The organism is Methylobacterium sp. A54F, assembly GCF_053346035.1.
The window spans coordinates 1-306 of sequence record NZ_JBKFBF010000124.1 but is presented as its reverse complement, the minus strand read 5'-3'; the positions used below and the strand labels follow the sequence as shown (position 1 = coordinate 306).

1 protein-coding gene is annotated in these 306 nt (G+C 64.1%); it reads left to right on the top strand.

Annotation, left to right across the window (positions count from 1 at the left end):
- Positions 1-40: 40 nt before the first annotated feature.
- A partial coding sequence (locus tag ACLBXP_RS25610) for an N-acetylneuraminate synthase family protein (RefSeq protein WP_447670630.1) occupies positions 41-306 on the top strand: 266 nt, incomplete at its 3' end.

Genomic DNA, 306 nt, shown 5'->3' with positions numbered 1-306 from the left:
GGCCCTGGTGGATGCTGCCCGAGGGGCCGGTGCCGACGCGGTGAAGTTCCAGATCCGGGATTTCGGAACGCTATACCGGAAGGCCCCGGGGGCTGCTTCCTCCGGGGATCTCGGTGTCGAATACATCAAGGACCTGCTCGCGAAGGTTGAGTTGACCGCCGAGGAGCACCGTGAGCTGCGCGGCTATGTGGCTGAGGGGGGCCTCATCTACATGTGCACGCCGTGGGATGAGACGAGCGTTGAAACGCTGCGCGGCTTCGCGGTCGATGCCGTGAAGATTGCCTCCGCAGACCTCTTCAACCCCTA